Annotated in this window: 15 protein-coding genes; 13 read left to right on the forward strand and 2 right to left on the reverse strand. The window is 47.3% G+C overall.

Annotated elements, in window-relative coordinates:
• Positions 1-32: 32 nt before the first annotated feature.
• The 11 genes from IQ257_RS09005 (at position 33) to IQ257_RS09055 (ending at position 11,841) form a co-directional block, all read left to right on the forward strand.
• On the forward strand, positions 33-2,246 hold the full coding sequence (locus IQ257_RS09005) for a putative bifunctional diguanylate cyclase/phosphodiesterase (protein WP_193873135.1): 2,214 nt from the start codon (positions 33-35) through the stop codon (positions 2,244-2,246).
• A 564-nt stretch (positions 2,247-2,810) separates the two neighbouring features.
• Complete coding sequence (locus IQ257_RS09010) at positions 2,811-3,110, forward strand: hypothetical protein (RefSeq protein ID WP_228060551.1); 300 nt, start codon at positions 2,811-2,813, stop codon at positions 3,108-3,110.
• A 384-nt stretch (positions 3,111-3,494) separates the two neighbouring features.
• Positions 3,495-4,628 (forward strand): sodium-dependent bicarbonate transport family permease, encoded by a 1,134-nt coding sequence (locus IQ257_RS09015; protein WP_193873134.1) that lies wholly within the window; start codon positions 3,495-3,497, stop codon positions 4,626-4,628.
• Positions 4,629-4,773: 145 nt separating this feature from the next.
• Positions 4,774-5,106, forward strand: coding sequence for a P-II family nitrogen regulator (locus IQ257_RS09020; RefSeq protein ID WP_193873133.1), 333 nt, complete (start codon positions 4,774-4,776; stop codon positions 5,104-5,106).
• A 681-nt stretch (positions 5,107-5,787) separates the two neighbouring features.
• Positions 5,788-6,423 carry a type I-MYXAN CRISPR-associated protein Cas6/Cmx6 gene (cas6, locus tag IQ257_RS09025; RefSeq protein WP_193873132.1) on the forward strand — a complete coding sequence of 212 codons (636 nt, stop codon included), beginning with the start codon at positions 5,788-5,790 and terminating at the stop codon, positions 6,421-6,423.
• Positions 6,420-7,292 carry a hypothetical protein gene (locus IQ257_RS09030; protein ID WP_193873131.1) on the forward strand — a complete coding sequence of 291 codons (873 nt, stop codon included), beginning with the start codon at positions 6,420-6,422 and terminating at the stop codon, positions 7,290-7,292. The genes cas6 and IQ257_RS09030 overlap by 4 nt, the downstream gene beginning before the upstream one ends.
• Positions 7,289-8,818: a type I-MYXAN CRISPR-associated Cas8a1/Cmx1 gene (gene cas8a1, locus IQ257_RS09035; RefSeq protein ID WP_193873130.1), complete on the forward strand. Its 1,530-nt coding sequence runs from the start codon at positions 7,289-7,291 to the stop codon at positions 8,816-8,818. The genes IQ257_RS09030 and cas8a1 overlap by 4 nt, the downstream gene beginning before the upstream one ends.
• A gap of 166 nt (positions 8,819-8,984) precedes the next feature.
• Positions 8,985-9,908: a type I-B CRISPR-associated protein Cas7/Cst2/DevR gene (gene cas7i, locus IQ257_RS09040; protein ID WP_193873129.1), complete on the forward strand. Its 924-nt coding sequence runs from the start codon at positions 8,985-8,987 to the stop codon at positions 9,906-9,908.
• Positions 9,908-10,540: a type I-MYXAN CRISPR-associated protein Cas5/Cmx5/DevS gene (cas5, locus tag IQ257_RS09045; RefSeq protein WP_193873128.1), complete on the forward strand. Its 633-nt coding sequence runs from the start codon at positions 9,908-9,910 to the stop codon at positions 10,538-10,540. Before cas7i ends, cas5 begins: the two co-directional genes overlap by 1 nt.
• Before the next feature lie 547 nt (positions 10,541-11,087).
• Positions 11,088-11,648 carry a Uma2 family endonuclease gene (locus IQ257_RS09050; protein WP_193873127.1) on the forward strand — a complete coding sequence of 187 codons (561 nt, stop codon included), beginning with the start codon at positions 11,088-11,090 and terminating at the stop codon, positions 11,646-11,648.
• A gap of 34 nt (positions 11,649-11,682) precedes the next feature.
• Positions 11,683-11,841: a hypothetical protein gene (locus tag IQ257_RS09055; protein WP_193873126.1), complete on the forward strand. Its 159-nt coding sequence runs from the start codon at positions 11,683-11,685 to the stop codon at positions 11,839-11,841.
• 217 nt (positions 11,842-12,058) lie between these two features.
• On the opposite strand, the gene IQ257_RS09060 is transcribed toward IQ257_RS09055, so the two are convergent.
• Entirely contained in the window at positions 12,059-13,672 is a 1,614-nt protein-coding gene (locus tag IQ257_RS09060) for a serine/threonine-protein kinase (RefSeq protein ID WP_193873125.1), read from the reverse strand.
• Positions 13,673-14,211: 539 nt separating this feature from the next.
• On the opposite strand from IQ257_RS09060, the gene pheT reads away from it, so the two are divergent.
• Entirely contained in the window at positions 14,212-16,662 is a 2,451-nt protein-coding gene (gene pheT / locus IQ257_RS09065; protein WP_193873124.1) for a phenylalanine--tRNA ligase subunit beta, read from the forward strand.
• Positions 16,663-16,781: 119 nt separating this feature from the next.
• Positions 16,782-17,051: a YciI family protein gene (locus IQ257_RS09070; RefSeq protein ID WP_193873123.1), complete on the forward strand. Its 270-nt coding sequence runs from the start codon at positions 16,782-16,784 to the stop codon at positions 17,049-17,051.
• A gap of 49 nt (positions 17,052-17,100) precedes the next feature.
• Here IQ257_RS09070 and IQ257_RS09075 read toward each other — a convergent pair whose 3' ends face one another.
• On the reverse strand, positions 17,101-18,144 hold the full coding sequence (locus IQ257_RS09075) for a DMT family transporter (protein ID WP_193873122.1): 1,044 nt from the start codon (positions 18,142-18,144) through the stop codon (positions 17,101-17,103).
• Between the last annotated feature and the right edge of the window lie 125 nt (positions 18,145-18,269).

Raw genomic sequence — 18,269 nt, forward strand, 5'->3', positions numbered from 1 at the left:
CTCTATTTTGGGCTTAGAGTATTTTAATAAAAATGTCCAGCGAGAAACTCGACAATTTAATCGAGGAGCGCACTACCCAGTTGGAGAGAGCCAATAGAGAAAGACACGAAGAGCTTGCGGAATCTCACCGACTGCCAGAGGCACCGCGAGAACCTGAAGGGGAACGCTGTCAACTGGCATTAGAGGGAACTGGGGACAGTATTTGGGATTGGAATATCGTAACGGGGGCAATAGACCTAGATGGCTACTGGACAGTCATGCTGGGATATGAGCCGGCAGAAATTGATTTTAATTTCGATTGGTGGTTCAACCGTATTCATAAAGAAGACATTCCTGCATTTGAAGCCGCTCTCAATGCCTATCTAGAAGGCAGAGAAAAATGGTATGAGTTAGAGTACAGAATGCAGACTAAGACTGGCGAGTGGAAATGGATTTGGGCTCGCGGTCAATGCGTGGCGCGTGACGAGCAAAATCAGCCTCTCAGACTGCTTGGCACGCACAGGGACATTACCGCCCGCAAAATTGCCGAAGACAAACTGCGTCAGGAACGGGATTTGCTCAATGGAATTATGCAAACCAGTGTGGCGGCAATTACTGTCGTTGATGCTGGGGGAAAGATTATCTTTGCCAATGAGCGATCGCAGGAGGTACTCGGTCTGACTCAAGGGGAACTAGTCGATTGTCTGTACAATGCCCCGGAGTGGAAGATTACCGATTTTGAGGGAGGACCTTTTCCAGAGGAGCAACTTCCGTTTAGGCAAGTGATGGCAACAGGCACGCCCATTTTCGATGTGCAGCACGCCATCGAGTGGGGCGACGGCACCCGGAAGTATCTATCGATTAATGGAGCGCCCCTAATAGACTCATCAGGAGCGATCGCCCGTGTTGTATTGTCTATCACTGATATTACCGACCGTTTGCGGGTTGAGGAGCAGTTACTCCACGATGCCTTGCACGATGCCCTGACTGGATTGCCCAACCGCATCTTGTTTGTCGAGCGAGTTGAACACGCTCTCAAACTCTCAAAGCGACACCAGGATTATTTATTTGCCGTCTTATTTCTGGATCTCGATCGCTTCAAAGTTGTCAATGATAGTCTGGGACACAGGATTGGCGATCAACTGCTCGTAGCGATCGCTCGTGAGCTAGAGCGGTGTCTGCGTAATACTGATACAGTAGCCCGTTTGGGAGGAGATGAATTCACTATCCTGCTAGAGGATATCAATGATCTCAAAGACGCCACTAAGGTAGCCGAGCGCATACAAAAGATACTGAAATCTCCCTTTATCGTAGAGGGTCATGAAGTTTTTACCTCTGCCAGTATTGGTATTGCTCTGAGTTCAACGGGGTATGATTGCGCTGAAGACCTGCTGCGGGATGCTGACATTGCCATGTATCGTGCCAAAGAACTAGGCAAAGCACGCCACGAAGTCTTCGATAAGGTGATGCACGCCAGTGCCTTAAAGCTATTGCAGTTAGAAAATGACTTGCGTCGAGCGCTCGAACGGCAGGAATTTGAGGTGTATTACCAACCCATTACCTCATTGTTTACTGGCACTCTGACCGGTTTTGAGGCACTTCTACGCTGGCATCATCCTACCCAAGGGTTAGTTTCTCCCCTAGAATTTATTCCTGTTGCCGAAGAAACGGGGTTGATTTTACCCCTTGGTCGATGGGTACTGCACGAAGCTTGTCGGCAACTCCACACTTGGCACACCCAATTTCCCATGACTGAACCCTTGAAAATCAGCGTGAACTTATCAGGCAAACAACTGAAAGAACTGGAGTTTATTGAGCAAATTGACCAAATTCTGGAGAAAACAGGTTTAGATGGTCGCTTTCTGAAGCTGGAAATTACCGAAAGTGTACTCATGGACAATGCTGACACGGCTACTAAGATGCTTTTACAATTGAGAGCTAGAAATATTCAGCTCTCAGTCGATGACTTTGGCACGGGGTATTCGTCCTTGAGCTACTTGCACCGTTTTCCGGTAAATACCTTAAAAATTGACCGCTCCTTTGTGAGCCAAATGAATCCTAACGATCGCAACTGTGAAATTGTCCGAACTATCGTTACCCTTGCCCACAGTTTGAGAATGGATGTAATCGCCGAAGGCGTGGAAACGCTAGAACAACTCAGCGAACTTAAGCTGCTCAAATGCGAACAAGGACAGGGCTATTTTTTCTCAAAGCCCTTGACTAAGGAAGCGGCAGGAAAACTACTAACCCAAGTCCCGCAATGGTAGGGGCTATAGGACGCTTTTGTTGAGGAAGGTCTTGCAAGATTTGTCAGGAGCGATTATCTTAATAAGGGTTCCAGCGATTGCCTTGGCTTTTACCTTTGATACCGTCAGGCGTTGAGCACTATCCCATAAGGCTCGAAAGTCGCAAGTTCAGCGGGTAGTTAGATTCATTCATATCTTGCTGCCCTTGCCCCCTCAGATGCCGTCAGGCGTTTAGCAATTGTCAAGGGTTCTTCCCAGCATAAACTAGGCTGTACTCTTGACTAAGATTTTTATTTATGTATCTCATAAGTGAAGTGTTAATACCCCAGGGTCTTAAACAAAGGTCAAAACTGTTGAATCTACAGTGAAGAAAATTGACCGACGACTTAAAATTTCTGGCGCACAGTGGAACTCGGCAAATATCCCTCAAGTCCTTTGTGAAACGTCTGCCATATCTCAAACTTATCCCTTCGGTTTGAGATCGGTATGATTGGTCTACAGATCGTTCGGATATTATTATAAATAATTCTTGCAGCGACTTGAATCTATCTATTTTGACTATTTTGAAAATAGAAGGACACCATCATGAATAGCATGAATAAGACAAAGGCAAAACCATCCACAGGCGAAGGGTGGGCAGTCCATGTTTACGATAGCGATCGCCACCTGCGGTTTACTCTAGAGTCTTCGCATATTTGGGCGTTCAGTTGGGGCATTGGGGTGGGTCTTCTAGTGGCCATTGTGTGGTATGCGCTCTATAGCGCGTCCCATAGCTTCTCAAGCAATACCAACCATTTAACAAACCTTTCGCCAACTCCTGAAACCAGCTCTAGAGAAGGCTTACGCCCTGAATCTACCAGTTCATTCCCCTTCGGGATAGATTGAATATTGGTCACATTTAGATATGATTCGAGCTTAAACTATAAGCCTAGACTATCCATAGGATAGAATAATACGTCTCAAATTCTTGGAATTTGGTCAGCTTTTGAGAAGCTAATGGTATAGAGTTATATGAATGAGAGATGAGATGGTGATTGATTTACTCCCCAATTACTTTGAACAGCTCTCGTGAGATTTCGAAGTTCTTCAACAATCTCCTATCCACGTTTTAAAAACCTAATTAGCGACTGTTCAGCGTTTTTTAAGCTGCGCTGCAAGGAGCTGAAATGACTAGTTTTTCAAAGGCGTGGAGCCAGCTACCCAGGATTAGAGGCCACGCTTGCCTACTGTCCTGACCCCTAATATCTGAATCTAAGGAGGAATTATCAAGTGGATTTTTTGTCCGAATTCTTGACGAAATTTGGGGAGCAGTTGCAGTCCCCAACCCTCGGCTTTCTGATTGGTGGTATAGTCATTGCCGCCCTCGGTAGCAAACTGGCAATTCCAGATCCAATCTATAAGTTCATCGTCTTCATGCTGCTTATCAAAGTCGGTCTGAAGGGCGGCATTGCGATCCGCGAGTCCAATCTGGTGGAGATGCTGTTACCCGCGCTGTTCGCCGTGGTAATAGGGATACTTATCGTGTTCATCGCAAAGTACACGTTAGCCAAGCTGCCGAACATCAGAACCGTGGATGCCCTTGCGACCGGGGGCTTGTTTGGTGCCGTGAGTGGCTCTACCCTCGCCGCCGGCATAACGGTACTGGAAGCGCAAGGCATCCAATACGAACCCTGGGCCGGCGCACTCTATCCCTTTATGGACATCCCAGCGCTCGTGACGGCGATCGTCTTGGCCAGCATTCATACCAGCAAGAAGAAGTCTCTCAGAAAGCAGGAGTCTCTCAGAAAGCAGGAGTCTTTCAGCAAGCAGCCAGTTGCCGCAGGCGGGCATCCCAGCGATCAGGAGTATCCCACCACCAGACAGGAATATCTCAGCCAGCAGCGCGATACCGCAGACGAGCGGGTCAAGATATGGCCCATCGTGCAGGAGAGCCTCGAGGGATCTGCCCTATCAGCACTGCTGCTCGGCCTCGCTCTAGGCCTGCTAACCCGGCCGGAAAGTGTTGTTGAAAGCTTCTACGAGCCCCTCTTCCGCGGTCTGCTTTCGATACTGATGCTGGTAATGGGTATGGAGGCTTGGTCAAGGATCGGTGAGCTGCGCAAGGTTGGCCAGTGGTATGGCCTATATGCCGTTGTAGGACCGCTGCTGCATGGGTTTATCGCCTTCGGTCTCGGCATGATTGCCCACTACGCCACGGGCTTCAGCCCTGGCGGTGTCGCGCTCCTGGCCGTCATCGCCGCCTCCAGTTCAGACATCTCAGGGCCGCCAACTTTACGAGCCGGTATCCCGTCTGCCAATCCCTCTGCCTACATCGGCGCGTCCACAGCCGTCGGTACGCCAGTTGCGATCGCCATAGGAATACCGCTCTACATCGGGTTGGCCCAGGCGCTGGCGGGCGGATAATCCCAGACGGGTCGTGGTCTGCCGGTGCTCCCCTGGTCCGGCAACCAACACGGCGGCTGATTAGCGCTATAGCGCCCGGTGTTGCTGTTTCCCTAAGTTTCTATGTATGTAGTTTAATGAATATACGCGTAAGGAGGTAATCTACATGGCTAAGCCAGCCAAAAAGCTCGTTATCATCACAGAGAAATTGCTGCTGCAAAAGATCGGCAAGCTCATCGACGAATCCGGGGCTACCGGTTATACGGTGTTGGAAACTGGCGGTAAAGGCAGTCGCAACGTGCGCTCGTCGGGACAACCCAACGTTTCCGACACTACCTCGAATATAAAGTTCGAGGTGCTCACCGACACTCGGGATCTGGCCCTGGAGATTTCGGATAAGATCGCAGCGAAGTTTTTCGACGATTATGCGGGCATCGCCTATATCTGTGACGCGGAGGTACTCTACGCGCACCAGTTCTGTGGGCCAGACGGCTGTTGAATGGAGACGACGAAGGGAATACCATCGCGTTCGTATACACGTTGCGTGATAGCGCGCTCACCATGGCAAGCGCGCTAGCGCCATACCATCGATCAGTCAAGAGGAGACGCACTGATGATCAGAGGTGAGCGCCACGTTAAGTAGTTACACAAAATTAATTACATACTTTTCTCCAAATTCTTTGAGAATATTTTCCACAGATGTAACAAAACTTTTCCAATCTTTGTAAGCATCTATCTCAATCCAGTTGAGCACTATCCCATAAGGCTCGAAAGTCGCAAGTTCAGAGGGTAGTTAGATTATTCATATCTTGCTGCCCTTGTCCCCTCAGATGCCGTCAGGCGTTTAGCAATTGTTAAGGGTTCTTCCCAGCATAAACTAGACTGTACTCTTGACTCAGATTTTTTCTGAATGTATCCTATAAGTGAAGTGTTAATGCCCCAGGGTGTTAAACAAAGGTCAAAACTTACCCATAGCCTCTATCTGTAGGTGTGTTAGCGTAGCGTAACGCACATTAGCGCTATCGATGGTGTATCTGAGTAAGTCGTAAGGTGCTAGACACCTGTAAAATCCCTAAGGCGTTGATTGCAAGCCAAATAATAGGTATGAGTTAACTCTTGCCACTCATCCCCATCTCTGATTGCCGTAAGGCGCTGAAAACACCTAGTTCAAGCTAGGTTTATGACTTCGACAACAATAGAAAGGCAACCCGGAGCGTCCCCGATTGAGCTGTTTGTCAACTTAAGCTTCAGCGTTAAAGGGCAGATGCTTCCGGCAGACCATGGCTATGGGCTTTTTGCGGCTCTATCTAAGCTTTGTCCATCTGTCCACGAAGATTCCGAAATTCAGATTTTGACCATTCCCGGTATTCCAGACCGGAAAGGGAAAATTGCTCTAACAGACAGGTCGCGTTTGCTTGTTCGCTTGCCTGTTACTAAGATTCCCTTAGTTTATGCGATCGCGGGAAAGCGACTTCTCATTGGCAACCATCCGATACAGATTGGCATTCCGAACGTTGAGCCGCTACGACCGAAGGCAAAGTTGCGATCGCGTATCGTGGTGATTAAACCTTATACAGAACCAGAGTCATTTCTAGGGGCAGCCCAGCGTCAACTAGAGACTTTGGAGGTATCTGCACAGTTACGAATCCCGCTCAATATCGATAAAACGCCCAAGCGGAAGACGATAAAAATTCAGCGCTATACAGTGGTTGGATTTACCACCGAAGTCACAGGCTTGAGTGCCGAAGATTCTCTGAAATTGCAACAGTGGGGATTAGGGGGTAAGCGGCGGATGGGTTGCGGGGTGTTTTTATGAACTTCAAACGACTCCTCGCTAAATCCCTGTCTGATTCAAACTCAAAGCAGAGTCAACAAGCCGCTACTTACATCAGCCACATTGCATTAGTGAGGCAAGCGGCTGACGTATTGATTGAGCGCTTAGGTTCGAGGATTTTTCAACAACTCGGTCAACAGGTTCCTTCATCCATTCCCTTACTGATTTATCACAGTCGCTACCGCTATTTTGACCGAGTGGATAAGCATAAATCAGTCGTTGATTCCTTTGGATGTGAGGGTGCTGTTTTAGCGATTACGACTCAAGTTTGTGAGATGTCCTTGGACTTGAGTGCTGATTTATTGGTAACGGCAATGGCACCTGCATCGGCTTTGATTCAACGCTTGGGCAGGTTAAATCGTAAGGTAATTACTACGTCTAAAGGTAAGGTAAAGCTAGCTTCTGGTCGGATTGGTAAAGCACTGGTTTATCCGTGGGATAATAAAAAACCTTACGAAAAGGAGGCATTAGACACTGGACGACAGTTAGTTAAGCAGCTAGCAGGAAAGGAGATTTGCCAACAGGATTTATCCGAAATTACCGCACAAGGTTCTGCTACAGAACAAAAGCCATGTCAATCTGAATGGCTGGAAGGGTGTTGGTGTACTCGCCCGGATTTTTTAAGGGAATCGGGTTACACCATTACGGTTTTGTTGAAGGAAGATTTAGCCGATATCAAAAAAGCCGCTAACGAACGCCCAGATAAATCCTTTAAAAAAGAACGACAAGGTTGGACTGTACCGATTCGGATTATCCCTGGTTTTCAGCAGTGGCGGACAAATGGATTTTACCCAGTGGCACCACCTGACAAAGTGGAATACAGTGCGGAAACGGGGGCAAAAGAATTATGAAGCTAACATTTAATCTGAGCAATCCGCATTTTACCTTGCTACATCGTGCGGGTTTAGCTGGATTGTGGATGAGTTTAAAGCAACTAGAAGAAGAAACACAAGTTAGCAACCGTCCCGGTCAATTGAGTTGGGAATTGACGCCCCGTGAGGTAATTATTCAGTGGAATGGTAATGATTTTGAGGTATTAGACTGGCTGTTGAAAGAGTCATTTCAGTTAGAAGATGGGCGAATTTGTCTTAGAGGATTAGACTCCAAAACCATGCCCATTCAATCTCAGTTAATCCTTCATCAAGGTATTCTGGGAACACTGTTGCAGCACAACAAGACTCACAAGTCAAGTGGAATTGTTTCTAAATCGTTCTCGATTGAACCGGAAAAACCGGAGTTTGTCGCTAAGTACAAGTCTTTAACTTGGTACGTCTACCAAGATGCCAAGAACCTCTGTGATAAGAAAGGACAATTACTAACTAAACCCGTTAAAGTGCCGGGATGGTTAAATCCTGGAACGACAGTGCGACACACTGCATTTAGTGCAGATACGAGTTTTGAAGAACCACCGGAAGCGGCATTTGTCTTGTTATTTGCGGCTGTTGCTTGCTGTTACTATACCATCCGGTCTAAATTGCGAGACAAACGTGCTCAATATGCGTTAGTTGTGCCAGAAATTACTGACTTGGAAACTTATGCCAATTGGAGAAGAAATCCTAAATGGCGAGAGGAGGGATATAAGGACTTCTTTGCTTCTGGTTTAGGGGATGCGGGTTTAAAGTTTTTGACCTATATTACTGAGGACGTTATTCAATATCGTCCTATCCAGCGCTGTCAGGTTTTAACCCTAGGTACTGTAGCATGGGCAACGCAGCAGAAAACGCGCACAGATTTGCATTTGGTTGAGTCAGGTGAGCGAATTGAAAAAAATTATAAGGTTTGTGATAATCTCTTAGGCGATCGCGTCATTGCAGGCAAAGAAAGCGCGTTTATCTCCAATAGTTTTGCCAGAGAATTAGTGACTGAAAACTTAGCTAGAGGGAAACATTGGTATTCAGGTATTGCTGATAACGTTACTAGCAATGAATTATTTCAAAAATTAACCTACGAAAGAGGAGGACTGAATCAGATGATTCAAGAGGTTGAGTGGGATAGAGAAAGCGAAAAGTTATTTGTCAAAGCTTGTCACGAGGCGATTGGGTATAACCACAGAGAACTTTACAAACGAGCTAAGGATAAGGGTGAAGTTCCCAATTATGAACGGGAGGATACAAAATTTAGGACAGGACTAGCAAGGTGTAAAACGGCTGTTTCGTTCCGGGAATTTATTACCGATTACTTATCGAGGGCGAGGTTTATGCCCACCCTTGAGGAAAATTGGGAACAGTTTATGGATTTAATTATGGGGGCGAAAGATTGGAAAAAAGGACGGGATTTAGCACTGTTGGCGTTAGCTAGTTACAAGCGGAGTAATCGGAGTGAAAAGGTAGCAGCAGAGGAACCGGAAGATGAGGATGAAATTGATTTTGGGGTTTGAACGACAACCCGCCAGTGGTTAAAACCACTGTCTCATAGCTAAAGTCGTCTTTAGACGACTGGACAACAGTTTTAGTCCATTTTAATGAACTTGGTGCTATAAGAGCTGGGAATTTATTCCCTGGCGGGTGAATGCTTGCATATTCATAAACGTTTGGAGGAAAACTATGACATTTCATCTGTTTGGCAATATCTTGACGGGTTACGGTACGGCTGCTAATAATCGTGGGGAGAATGAAGGCAATATAACCACTCTGCAAAAACTATTGTGGAAAGGTGAAGTTCACACAACTGTCTCGGCTGAAGCTATTCGCTGGGCGTTGCGTTACTACTGGCAGACTTCTGGCGGTGACTATCAAGTGAATCGGTGTTGGGATGATGAAAGGAACGATAATGTACTGCAAGGGATTTTCGACGAAAACGTGTATATTGATGACGATGTACTAGGTTACATGAAAGCCGAGGGTGCTAAACAAGAAAAACAAGAAAGTGATAATGAGGAAAAAAAGAAGGGGAAGAAAGCGAAAGGGACGAATACAGCAAGGCGGGGAGTATTAGAAGTAAGTCGCGCAGTTTCGACGACGCCCTATGCAGGGGATATTACTTTTAATTCGGCTAGTGGACAAAAGGGACGTACTTCTCTTTACGGTACTGAAGTCCATGCTACTCGCTATCAATATGGCTTTGCGGTAACGCCCGATCGCTTGAAAGACAAATCTCGCGTTATCGCAGTTTTAGACGGGTTAGTCTCTTTGGGTGAAGTCGCGGGAAATCATGCCCGATTTCTTTATGACTTTTCTCCTGAAAGTCTAGTATTGCGTTGGACGCACGACTTCTCACCTCGGATTTTGTACTGCTTCCAAGAGGATGAAAGCGGCGATGTTTCCCTTCCTTTATTAATCCATCGCGTGGAGGTGGGAGATATCGATCCTCAAGAACTCTGGGTTGCAGGTGCGATCGCCAAAACACCAGAAGGCGATCGCTTAGAAGAGTTAGGCGTTAATGTGCTTGCTGGTACAAAAGTAGCACTTTCAGTCCTAAAACAAGCGATCGCCCGTGATTTGCAGTTACCGCAATTGGAGTTAGTGTAGTGATTTCCCTTGAAGTTGAAGTTCCCATTGCCTGTTTTCGTGTGTCTCGCGCTAGGGAATATGCCGAAACCTATCCCGTGCCACCACCAGCCACCGTGTATGGTATGCTCTTATCGATGGTGGGAGAGTTAGACCGATATCAGCATTGCGGCGTAAAGTTAGCGATCGCTCTTTTGAGTGAACCGGAAAAGTCAACGGTAATCAGAACCTTTCGGCGATTTAAAAACAAAGAGATATTTCACCCTACCAATGCCCGACCGGATTACCAAGAGTTACTGAGTGATATTCGGTTTGTGGTGTGGGTAGCATCTGGTACGGATGCAGCACAACCAAGATTATCCGAACGATTGAGAGATGCGATCGCTAATCCAGAAACAGTTAACCGATTTGGAGGGTTAAGTCTGGGTGAAAGTCGGGATTTGATTAATGCTATCAATCTGTTGCCAGAAAACTATCACGGTGAATCGCTGCAATGGTTAGTGCAGCAGGAGGATGGACTATTAACCTTACCGTCTTGGGTGGATCACGTTGGTTCACAGGGTACTCGTTGGGCAAGATTTCAGTTACTTTCCCCTTCAGATGTGTCTGAACCTCCTGAAAATGCGTGGATAGAGATTCAATCAAGCTGTTAAAAATGCAAGGATCTGTGGTTGTGAAGTCTTCTACCCCCTTGCAATTGGGTTCAATGCCTCGGCTTCGCTCGGCATTGAACCTGAGCGAAGCCGAAGGTTCAAATCTATACAGGGCTTGGGTTTGCTGCCTATTCAATGGGTCGAGAGATGCTTGCAAAATGCTTGGATTCCTGTCATAGTAAGGGTTGTAGCGTCTTGGATTTTGAGAAAATTACCCCGATTTGACCCCATTTTTGACGTTAGGAGACTATTGTTTAGGAGGTGCTTGCAAAATCTGTCAGGAGCTATTACCCTATAAGGGTTCCAGCGATCGCCGTGCTATTCCTCTGATTGCCGTAAGGCGTTGAGCACTTAAGCCTCACTTAACTAAGATTGGCTGTTTCGTGTGCTATTCCTCTGATTGCCGTAAGGCGTTGAGCACAAATATATTCAGCATCGCTACAGTGAAAAGTTTCGAGGCTAATTTTAAGTATTAGAGAATAGGAGAATCTTCTATCAAAAATAATGTACGTTAAATTAGGCTTGAGGAATTCCCTCAAAATACCCTATGCTACAGTCAAAAACTCACTTAACCGTCACAGAATTTCTGAACCAACCAGAAACAGATATCACCTATGAACTAGTCAATGGAGAAGCGATACCCAAAATGTCCCCCAAACGCTTTCATTCCAGACTCACTGGAGCGTTATATACCCTGCTAACTCAGTGGTGCCAAGAGCAAGGTGAAGTTGGGATTGAATGGGCTGTTACCCTGACTCGCACAGAGCAAGATTGGGTGCCAGTACCCGATTTACTCTATATTTCTTATACCCGTCTCTCCCGCGATCGCGTTTTGGATGAAGCTTGCCCGATTCCACCAGAACTAGTGATCGAAATCATCTCACCAGGACAATCCTTTGGGGATTTAGCTGAAAAAGCCGTAGATTACCTACAAGCCGGAGTATTAAGGGTGTGGGTTGTTGATAGTCACGCTAGTACAATTACCGTATTTTATCCCGATGCTCCACCTCAGACGAAACGAGGGGATGCAATGTTAACGGACACCCTTTTAGCAGGACTCCAACTGACTCCTCAAAACATTTTCCAACAAGCAGGACTACCTGATTAACCAGTCAGTTTTTTACCTCAGATTTCGCTCGGCATTGAACCTGAGCGAAGCCGAAGGTTCAAATCTATACAGGGCTTGGGTTTGCTGCCTGTTTAATTGGTTGAGAGATGCTTGCAAAATCTCTCAGGAGCGATTACCCCATAAGGGTTCCAGCGATCGCCGTGCTATTACCTTTGATGCCGTCAGGCGTTGAGTACGCAACTCCAGCGGAAATAAAAAGTCTCTTTAACTGATAACTTGCACCTTTGTCGATAAGCCCGAAAATCAGCCCGGAGTTCAAACTCCGGGCTAATAGCTTAAGTCCACGCTTTGTGGACTAAAACTCTTATCCAGTCCTCTTAAGAGGACTTTAGCTATAAGACAGTGGTTTTAACCACTGGCGAGTTGTTGCCACTGGTGCAAGATCTGAGTTACCAAAAACCGCGCTTGCCACTAGGTAACACTGTCGCCCAATTTGTCTTCGCATGGGACAGTTGCTCCTCCGTGATTTTGGCATTTGAGAGATTAGCTCCACACAGATTTGCCCCTTTGAGATTCGCATTATTGAGATAGGCAAAGCTGAGATCTGCGCCCCGCAAATCTGCCCCTTCCAAATCAGCATTGCTTAAATAAGCCCGACCTAAATTCGTATCTCGCAAGTTGGTACGGTTGAGGCTGGCTTGACCAAAATCAGCATTCGATAAATCCGCACCTTGGAAATTAGTTCTTGCCAATTTTGCCTGGTAAAAAATTCCTCCCGATAAGTTAGCTTTGGTCAGTTCCAATCCACTCAAATCCTGAGACGCAAAATCTCGACGACCCTTCAGATACGCCTTAAGAAGACCGTTTGCATCGAGTTTCTTCGGTTTGCTTGTTGTAAAGCTCTGGCTGTTCATTAAACCTGTAGAGGGACCTTGAGGCGTTAGACTCCGACTACGAGAACTGCCTGAGTTGTAGGAACCCGGAGTAGTGCGTTCTCGCCGCTCTCGCCGACGGCGAATGGCGGCAGCTAGCTTTTCAGTGGCAGAGGAGGGAGATGACGGAGAACTTGGCACCTCTAAGTCCGGCGAGTACAAATTGCTGCCGTTGGAGCTGGGATTAGCAGAGGTTGGCGTTGCCATACCCTTAGCTAATTGGTCGAGATAAGGCTCCAAATCTAGCGCTCTTAGAATTTCCTCTGACGACTGGTAGCGATGACGGACAGAAGCCTCCAGCATTTTTTTCAACACCTCGGCGAAATGGTCGCTGACATGGACGCACTTTCGCCAAACCATTTCACCAGTTGACGGATTGTAATCTAAATCTTTAGGAGATTTACCCGTCAGTAAATAAATGCAAGTGACTCCCAAGGCATAAATGTCACTGGCATAGACCGGTCGCAGTGCCATTTGTTCTGGGGGGGCAAAGCCGGGAGTGCCAATCGCAAAATTGGTTAGCGCTGTCTGATCAGAGGTACTGGTAACGGCGGCTTGGTTAACTTCATCTTTTACGGCACCGAAATCAATCAGCACCAACTTCCGGTCTTGTTCCCGCCGAATTAAGTTAGCCGGTTTAATATCTCGATGAATGACCTCTTGGCTGTGGATGTATTGGATCAGTGGCAGGACTTCACTCAAAAATTGCTTGACTCCAGCTTCCGGCAAGGGTCCACACTGTTTGATTTCTTGTTGTAGGTTTGAGCCACAAATATACTCCTGCACCAAGTAAAAGTGGCAATGGTCTTCAAAATAATCAAGCAGCCTGGGCACTTGGGGATGATTACCAATTTTACCCAGGGTTCTGGCTTCTCGTTCAAACAACTTCTCAGCCATTTCTAGAACCTGAGGTGCAGTTGTTGCCGGACGGAGTTGCTTGATGACACAACTCGGGTTCCCAGGAAGAGATTCATCTTGAGCTAAAAACGTAGCTCCAAATCCTCCTTGACCCAATGTTCTAAAGACACGGTAGCGATCGCGCAACAATAACGGGAAACCGCACGCCTGACAGAGATCGACGTGGGGGGGATTTTTAGGTTGAGGACAGTCAGGATTTAGGCAGTAGCTCATTCAGCATTACCGATGGGGCGTCGTCCGTGCTGGGACTAAAGCTTTTTTACTGGAAGCACCCGGCATAATAAAACATTGGCTTAGTTTGGGAACGCACCGCCGGATGCACCCTCGCTATTGCAAGCCTTTGCAAGTATTCTTATCTATCTACAGGATATCCTACTTTTCATCTTTATTTGGGGATAGAGTAAGCAATTTTGAGCAAAAATAAGCCGATTTTGTGTGAAGTCTTGGTAAAGCTCGCCAAACTTTTCATGAAGCTTTTATGAAATTACTTTCATAAATGGGATACTTCTACGCTTTTGCTTTGATAATGCTCCCGATTGCAAAGGGATGGGGATCAGGGAAATTACGGAGATAGCGAGAGAAACAGTATTTCAAACCCGCCCTCCTGAAGTAGAAATTGATTATTCCACATTCTATTATTCCTGATTCCATCGAACATATCAGGAGTCTGCCCACTTTTTTTGTCAAAATCCCCAATCTTCCAAAGCTAGGGATAAAATAATCAAGCTAAGGTAGGTCAAAGCTAAGAGTTGATGCGTATTTCTTTGAATTGGCTGCGAGAACTGGTGGATATCAATCTAACTCCCCAGGAGTTAGCCGAACTCTTAACAAATGCTGGGTTTGAGGTAGAAGATATTGAAGATCAGCGAACCCTGGCAGATGGGGTTGTCGTGGGCAAAGTTCTGGACGTGCAGCCCCACCCCAATGCGGATAAGCTCAGAGTCACTCAGGTGGATGTTGGGGACGCCAACAACCCCCTGACGATTGTTTGCGGCGCGGCGAACGTCCGGGCAGACACTTACGTCCCCGTGGCAACGACAGGCACGTACCTGCCAACCGTTGATTTGAAAATTCGCCCCTCCAAACTGCGGGGCGTCCGCTCAGAAGGGATGATTTGTTCCCTCTCGGAACTCGGATTAGCCAAAGAATCAGAAGGCATTTACATCTTTGAACAGGAGAATCTGGACGTGGGCAGCGATGTCCGTCCCCTTCTCGGCTTGGATGATGTCATTCTTGACCTGACTGCTACAGCAAATCGTGCGGACGCATTAAGTATGGTCGGGGTGGCACGGGAAGTGGCGGCGTTGACAGGAGCCTCCCTACGGCTTCCCGAAGCCCCTGAACTATCCGTCCCTGTAGGAGCAGGAGGGTTGAGCTTAAGACTCGCTGAACCCCAAGCTTGCCCCGCTTATATTGGCACGGTACTCACAGGTGTTAAGATTGCTTCTTCCCCAGAGTGGCTGCAACAGCGCTTAAAAGCGGCTGGCGTGCGACCGATTAACAATGTGGTGGATATCACAAATTATATTTTATTAGAGTGGGGTCAGCCCCTCCATGCCTTTGACCGCGATCGCCTGGTTGCAGTTGCTGGCAGTGATACCCTGGCAATTGGCGTCCGCTTTGCCAAAAACGGGGAATCCCTCAAAACCCTAGACGGTCAAACCCGCACCCTGCAACCGCAAAACTTATTAATTACCGCCAACGATAAGCCCGTTGCTTTGGCAGGGGTAATGGGTGGGGAAGAAACGGAAGTCTATGACGGCACTCAGAATTTAGTTCTGGAAGCAGCGTTGTTTGAATCGGTCGCCATTCGCCGTTCTGCCCGCGCTCAAGGCTTGCGTACCGAGGCATCAACCCGTTACGAACGCAGCGTTAACCAGGCGGAGTTGGGCATTGCCTGCACCAGAGCGATCGCTCTTATTCTAGGATTAGCTGAGGGAACGGCAACCACCCAAGAAACTGCCGACACCCGACCGGCTCCTTCTAATTGGATGCGATCCATTAAATTGCGTCTCGATCGAGTCAATCAGGTTTTAGGACCCGTTGATTTGGACGAGGACATGGGTGAAATCCTGCCGGATGATGTGGAACGAATTCTAACTGCCCTCGGCTGTCAACTCCAGCGCTCTGAATCAGAAGAGTCTGTCGAGTGGACGGTAACAGTGCCACCTTACCGCTATCGGGACTTAGAGCGTGAAATAGACTTAATTGAAGAAATTGCCCGTCTCTACGGCTATGACAACTTCTGCGAAAATCTGCCCGATAAGACCGAACCCGGTTATCTTTCCCTGGAGCAGGTGTTGGCGCGACAATTGCGAGAAGTATTTCGGGCAGCAGGACTAACGGAATTAGTCCATTACTCCTTAGTGAAGCCGGAGGAGAATGACGAACAAATTTGCCTTGCTAATCCCCTGTTTGTAGAATACTCCTGCCTGCGTACCGACTTGTTATCAGGACTAATCGATGCTGCTCAGTACAACTGGGAGCAAGGCAACGGCGTACTCAACGGTTTTGAAGTGGGTCGGGTTTTCTGGCGAGAAGAAGACGGTTTGGCAGAAACCGATGCTGTGACTGGCATTTTAGGGGGTGATCCGACCCAAGGGCACTGGGTTAGAAGTGGACGTGAGTCGCCGATGAGTTGGTATGAGGCTAAGGGCTTGCTAGAAAGCGTTTTCAAGCGTTTGGGTCTAACGGTTGAGTATCAACCCGACCGCCGCGACTCGCGCCTTCACCCAGGACGCACGGCATCCTTGTGGTTACAGGGCGAACGCTTGGGGAAATTTGGGCAACTCCATCCCCAGTTGCGTGCTGAACGGGGTTTACCTGATGCCGTCTATGCCTTTGAGCTGGACTTGGAAGTGATAATAGATGCCCTGTACCGGGATGAACGCTTGATTCCCAGATTCCATCCCTATTCCACCTTTCCAGCCGCTGACCGGGATATTGCATTCTTCGCACCGGAGAAAGTCTCGGTGGGGGAAATCGAACGGACAACTCAGCAAGCCGCCGGTCAGTTATTGGAGTCGGTGGAATTATTCGATGAGTATCGAGGGGAATCGGTGCCACAAGGACAACGGAGTTTAGCATTCAGGCTAGTCTACCGTGCGGGCGATCGCACGCTCACCGATCAGGAGGTTGAGTCGGCACATCAGCAAGTGCGAGAAGCACTAGTTGAAAAATTCGGCGTCAACTTGAGAAGCTAGGCAACGGATTGGGTAACAGATGTAACGGATGGGTTAACGGTTAGCGACTTGTGTTGAATTAACGGCACGATTCACCGATAATTTATCCGTTACATCCGTTATCAAATCCGCTGTCAGTTATGCCTAAATATGTAATGTGGGGAAGCTACTGTGAAGATGTCTTGGAAAAGCGAACACCTTATCGGCAAGCGCATCTTGATGGTTTGACCAAGCAAAAAGAATCAGGGATTTTAATTACAATTGGTCCCACGAAAGATGTGACTAAAGTCTTTGGAATTTACGAAGCTGACAATGAAGCTACAGTCAGGCAGTTAATTGAGGCAGACCCTTACTGGCAAAATGGGATTTGGACAGACTATGAGGTGCGAGAGTGGATTCAAGCATTTTAAAGCACCTACACCCCATACCCTACACCCTACACCCCACACCCCCTTAAACTCAAACTCCCTCAAATCCCATATCCACATCCTGTTCCTGTGCCTGCCGAACCTGTCTGGTTTCAGCATTCTGACGCACAACACCCACTTGATTTAAGATAATGCCAACCACGATCGCAGCCCCCCCCATATACTGAGCCGCCGTCGGCACTTCTCCCAAAATTAAATAAGCTGCCAAAATCCCGGCAATCGGGCTAAACGAGTTAGCCAACGACACCTCTGAGGCTGTAGACTTCTTTAACCCCGCAAACAAACATAATTGTCCTCCCACAACAATTACAGCGCCGTAGATTAACATCCACTGCCACAAGAGCGGTGAGAAAACATCGATAAAATGGGACGGCTTAAATAGCACGAGTACAACAACAAAGAAAATAATCGTGCCGATGAGAGTTCTAATAATACTAAAGATACCTAGGGGAATATTTCGCAGCGTCACTTTACTAATCAGAGTGGCAATGGCTGAAGAGATAGCCCCTCCTGCTGCCAATAACTCCCCTAATCCCACTTGAAACCCCATCATCGGCATCATCGTTTCTCCTGACTCTTGCAGGAGTACCGTGAGGGCAACCCCCACAAACGCGACAATTGCACCCACAATAACCCAAAAATTCACCCGTTCCCCTAGTAATAAAATAGATAGAGCCAGGATTAAAGGGGGTTCAATTCGTCCAATTAATACCACATTATTGACTGCCGTTAGATCCAGAGCCATAAAAATTAAAGCCGGAGCCAAAGCGCCAGAAAGAGTTGCTACCCCAATCAAACCCAACCAATCTTTTTTAGAAAGTTGCTTCAAGGACTGAAAATTTAGCTGTCTGCCATACACTAAAATCAGTGCGGCTAAGGCACAGAGATTGCCAACAAATAAAACATTGCAAAATGAAATAGGATTCCTGCCGTTAATTGGATTCTGTTCACCGATTTCAGTTAATCGACGTGTTACGGAGTTAGCAGCCGCAAAGATAAGAACAGAGAGCAATAAATAAGCTCGCCCTGGAATTCGGGTGAATATATTGGCAGGATTAGCAAGGGGTTCTGACATGAGTTTACTGTTAAGTAGATCGGCAAAATTAAAGTTAACAGGTGAGAGTTGTCATTTGTCCTTGGTAAGGATTTAAACCATCTTTACATTTGGCAATATAGTTCGACTTATTTCCCCCGCTCCCC

The sequence above is a fragment of the Coleofasciculus sp. LEGE 07092 genome, from assembly GCF_015207375.1.
In the GTDB taxonomy this organism is placed as follows: Bacteria; Cyanobacteriota; Cyanobacteriia; order Cyanobacteriales; family Coleofasciculaceae; genus LEGE-07092.

Bases quoted from the DNA above. Each gene is read 5' to 3' on its own strand.
- cas6 (WP_193873132.1), top strand. From the start codon at position 5,788: ATGACTTCGACAACAATAGAAAGGCAACCCGGAGCGTCCCCGATTGAG.
- pheT (WP_193873124.1), top strand. From the start codon at position 14,212: ATGCGTATTTCTTTGAATTGGCTGCGAGAACTGGTGGATATCAATCTA.
- cas8a1 (WP_193873130.1), top strand. From the start codon at position 7,289: ATGAAGCTAACATTTAATCTGAGCAATCCGCATTTTACCTTGCTACAT.
- IQ257_RS09005 (WP_193873135.1), top strand. From the start codon at position 33: ATGTCCAGCGAGAAACTCGACAATTTAATCGAGGAGCGCACTACCCAG.
- cas7i (WP_193873129.1), top strand. From the start codon at position 8,985: ATGACATTTCATCTGTTTGGCAATATCTTGACGGGTTACGGTACGGCT.
- IQ257_RS09020 (WP_193873133.1), top strand. From the start codon at position 4,774: ATGGCTAAGCCAGCCAAAAAGCTCGTTATCATCACAGAGAAATTGCTG.
- IQ257_RS09060 (WP_193873125.1), bottom strand. From the start codon at position 13,672: ATGAGCTACTGCCTAAATCCTGACTGTCCTCAACCTAAAAATCCCCCC.
- IQ257_RS09075 (WP_193873122.1), bottom strand. From the start codon at position 18,144: ATGTCAGAACCCCTTGCTAATCCTGCCAATATATTCACCCGAATTCCA.
- IQ257_RS09070 (WP_193873123.1), top strand. From the start codon at position 16,782: ATGCCTAAATATGTAATGTGGGGAAGCTACTGTGAAGATGTCTTGGAA.
- IQ257_RS09030 (WP_193873131.1), top strand. From the start codon at position 6,420: ATGAACTTCAAACGACTCCTCGCTAAATCCCTGTCTGATTCAAACTCA.
- IQ257_RS09050 (WP_193873127.1), top strand. From the start codon at position 11,088: ATGCTACAGTCAAAAACTCACTTAACCGTCACAGAATTTCTGAACCAA.
- IQ257_RS09010 (WP_228060551.1), top strand. From the start codon at position 2,811: ATGAATAGCATGAATAAGACAAAGGCAAAACCATCCACAGGCGAAGGG.